Below are 3,522 nucleotides of genomic sequence, written 5' to 3' on the forward strand. Positions count from 1 at the left end.
GAACCACTCCTTCCCATCCCGAACAGGACCGTGAAACGCCTCAGCGCCGATGATAGTGCGCATTCGCGTGTGAAAGTAGGACATCGTCAGGCTCCATCTTGGGCCCGTCTATCTGTGAAAAACAGGTAGACGGGCTTTTGTCATGTTGTCTTGATTCACCGACGTACACCTCGTACACGTTCTTTTCGAAGGAACCACAATGCCGACCATCAATCAGCTGGTGCGTCATGGGCGCGTGGCGGAAACGCTCAAGTCCAAAAGCCCGGCGATGGAAAATTCGCCCCAGCGCCGCGGTGTGTGCACCCGCGTCTACACCACGACCCCGAAGAAGCCGAACTCGGCGCTTCGCAAGGTCGCCAAGGTGCGTCTGACCAATGGCTTCGAGGTGATCTCGTACATCGGCGGCGAAGGCCACAACCTGCAGGAACACTCGGTGGTCCTGGTGCGTGGCGGCCGTGTGAAGGACTTGCCGGGCGTGCGCTACCACATCGTGCGCGGCTCGCTGGACCTGCAGGGCGTCAAGGATCGCAAGCAATCCCGCTCGAAGTACGGCGCCAAGCGTCCGAAAAAGTAATCCAGGGTGGTGCGCGCGGCGCTTCGTCGCGTCGCATCCCCGTGTGCCGGCGGCGCGATCGCGGATTTCCGCCATCGCGCTGTCATCCTGTTCGGCTCCACTGCGGGTCGAGTAAGTGCTCCGCCGATGCGGAGCGTGGGCCCTCGAGGCCCGACTGAATCCAAGGAACTCCCATGTCACGCCGTCGTGTCATCGCCAAGCGCGAAATCCTCCCCGATCCGAAGTTCGGGAATCTCGATGTGGCCAAGTTCATGAACGTGGTCATGCTCTCGGGCAAGAAGGCGATTGCCGAAAGCATCGTCTACGGCGCCTTCGACACCATCCAGTCCAAGTCCGGCAAGGATCCGGTGGAGGTGTTCTCCCAGGCGCTGAGCAACGTCAAGCCCATGGTCGAGGTCAAGAGCCGACGCGTCGGCGGCGCCAACTATCAGGTGCCGGTGGAGGTTCGCCCGCAGCGCCGTGCTGCGCTGGCCATGCGCTGGCTGCGCGAGGCCGCGAAGAAGCGCGGTGAAAAGTCCATGGCCCTGCGCCTGGCCAATGAACTGATGGAAGCCTCGGAAGGTCGTGGAGCCGCTATGAAGCGCCGCGACGAGGTCCATCGCATGGCCGAGGCGAACAAGGCCTTCTCGCATTTCAGGTTCTAAAGACAGGATTTCATCATGGCACGCAAGACTCCGATCGAGCGCTACCGGAACATCGGCATCTCGGCGCACATCGACGCCGGCAAGACGACGACGACCGAGCGCATCCTGTTCTACACCGGTGTCAACCACAAGATCGGCGAGGTGCACGACGGCGCCGCGACGATGGACTGGATGGAGCAGGAGCAGGAGCGCGGCATCACCATCACGTCGGCGGCGACGACCTGCTTCTGGAAGGGCATGGATCTGTCCCTTCCCGAGCACCGCATCAACATCATCGACACCCCCGGGCACGTGGACTTCACCATCGAGGTGGAGCGTTCCATGCGCGTGCTGGACGGCGCCTGCATGGTGTACTGCGCCGTGGGCGGCGTGCAGCCGCAGTCGGAGACCGTGTGGCGCCAGGCGAACAAGTACAAGGTGCCCCGCCTGGCCTTCGTGAACAAGATGGACCGCACCGGGGCCAACTTCTTCAAGGTCTACGACCAGATGAAGGCGCGCCTGAAGGCCAATCCCGTGCCCGTCGTGGTTCCCATCGGCGCCGAGGAGAGCTTCACCGGCGTGATCGACCTGCTGAAAATGAAGGCGATCATCTGGGACGAAGCCTCCCAGGGCATGAAGTTCGAGTACCGCGAGATTCCGCCCGAGTTGCTCTCGGACGCGGAAAAGTGGCGCTCGGCCATGGTCGAGGCGGCTGCCGAGGCCAACGAGGACCTGATGAACCGCTATCTCGAGGACGGTGAGCTCAGCGAGGTCGAGATCAGGGCCGGCCTGCGCGCGCGCACCATCGCCGGCGAGATCCAGCCGATGTTGTGCGGCACCGCCTTCAAGAACAAGGGCGTGCAGCGCATGCTCGACGCGGTCATCGAGTTCCTGCCCTCCCCGGTGGACATCCCTCCGGTGAACGGCCATGACGACGACGACGCGGAAGTCTCGCGCAAGGCCAGCGACGAGGAGAAGTTCTCGGCGCTCGCGTTCAAGCTCATGACCGACCCCTACGTCGGCCAGCTGACCTTCATCCGCGTGTACTCCGGCGTGTTGTCCTCGGGCGACACCGTGTACAACCCGATCAAGGGCAAGAAGGAGCGCATCGGCCGTCTGCTGCAGATGCACGCCAACCAGCGCGACGAGATCAAGGAAGTGCGCGCCGGCGACATCGCCGCCTGCGTGGGCCTGCGCGAGGTCACCACGGGCGAGACCCTGTGCGACCCGGACTCGATCATCACCCTCGAGAAGATGGTGTTCCCCGAGCCGGTGATCTCGCAGGCCGTCGAGCCCAAGACCAAGGCCGACCAGGAGAAGATGGGCATCGCGCTGCAGCGCCTGGCCCAGGAGGACCCGTCGTTCCGCGTACGCACCGACGAGGAATCCGGCCAGACCATCATCTCCGGCATGGGCGAGCTGCACCTGGAAATCCTGGTCGACCGCATGAAGCGTGAGTTCGGCGTCGAGGCCAACGTGGGCAAGCCGCAGGTCGCGTACCGCGAGACCATTCGCAAGACCGTGGACAACGCCGAAGGCAAGTTCGTGCGCCAGTCGGGCGGCAAGGGCCAGTACGGCCACGTGGTGCTCAAGATCGAGCCGAACGAAGCCGGCAAGGGCTTCCAGTTCGTCGACGCGATCAAGGGCGGCGTGGTGCCGCGCGAGTACATCCCCGCGGTGCAGAAGGGCGTCGAGGAATCGCTGCCCAACGGCGTGCTGGCCGGCTACCCGGTGGTGGACGTGAAGGTCACGCTGCACTTCGGCTCGTACCACGAGGTGGACTCGTCGGAGCAGGCCTTCAAGATGGCCGCCTCGATCGGCTTCAAGGACGGCTGCCGCAAGGCCAGCCCGGTGATCCTGGAGCCGATGATGGCGGTCGAGGTCGAGACCCCCGAGGACTACGCCGGCAACGTGATGGGCGACCTGTCGTCGCGTCGCGGCATGGTGCAGGGCATGGACGACATCGTCACCGGCGGCAAGATCATCCGCGCCGAAGTGCCCCTGTCGGAGATGTTCGGCTACTCGACCACGCTGCGTTCGATGTCCCAGGGCCGCGCGACGTACACGATGGAGTTCAAGCACTACTCCGAAGCTCCGCGCAACGTCTCCGAGGCGATCATCAGCGCGCGCTCCACCAAGTAATCCAGCCCGTGGGGGCCGGCCCGAGCCTGCCCCCACGGCCTCAATCGACGCATATCCGGTCCCCACGAGGGGCCTCAATGGCAGGCAATCATCATGGCGAAGAGCAAATTCGAGCGGACCAAGCCCCATGTGAACGTGGGGACGATCGGACACGTGGACCACGGCAAGACGACGCTGACGGCG

The 3,522-nt window shown here is 64.2% G+C and carries 4 protein-coding genes; all 4 read left to right on the forward strand.

All coding sequences use genetic code 11. The features are described 5' to 3' along the window. Positions 1–199: 199 nt before the first annotated feature. On the forward strand, positions 200–574 hold the full coding sequence (rpsL, locus tag D466_RS0119850) for a 30S ribosomal protein S12 (RefSeq protein WP_018915421.1): 375 nt from the start codon (positions 200–202) through the stop codon (positions 572–574). A 173-nt stretch (positions 575–747) separates the two neighbouring features. Continuing rightward, the gene (gene rpsG, locus D466_RS0119855; protein WP_018915422.1) at positions 748–1,218 is read left to right on the forward strand and encodes a 30S ribosomal protein S7; all 471 of its coding nucleotides are present in this window, start codon (positions 748–750) and stop codon (positions 1,216–1,218) included. A gap of 15 nt (positions 1,219–1,233) precedes the next feature. Beyond that, positions 1,234–3,339 carry an elongation factor G gene (gene fusA / locus D466_RS0119860; protein WP_018915423.1) on the forward strand — a complete coding sequence of 702 codons (2,106 nt, stop codon included), beginning with the start codon at positions 1,234–1,236 and terminating at the stop codon, positions 3,337–3,339. Positions 3,340–3,432: 93 nt separating this feature from the next. Beyond that, positions 3,433–3,522 (forward strand): GTP-binding protein (locus D466_RS23715; protein WP_038167103.1); only part of this gene is annotated, 90 nt, incomplete at its 3' end.

Origin of the sequence: Thiomonas sp. FB-6, from assembly GCF_000377645.1 — a bacterium.
Taxonomy (GTDB): Bacteria; Pseudomonadota; Gammaproteobacteria; order Burkholderiales; family Burkholderiaceae_C; genus Thiomonas_A.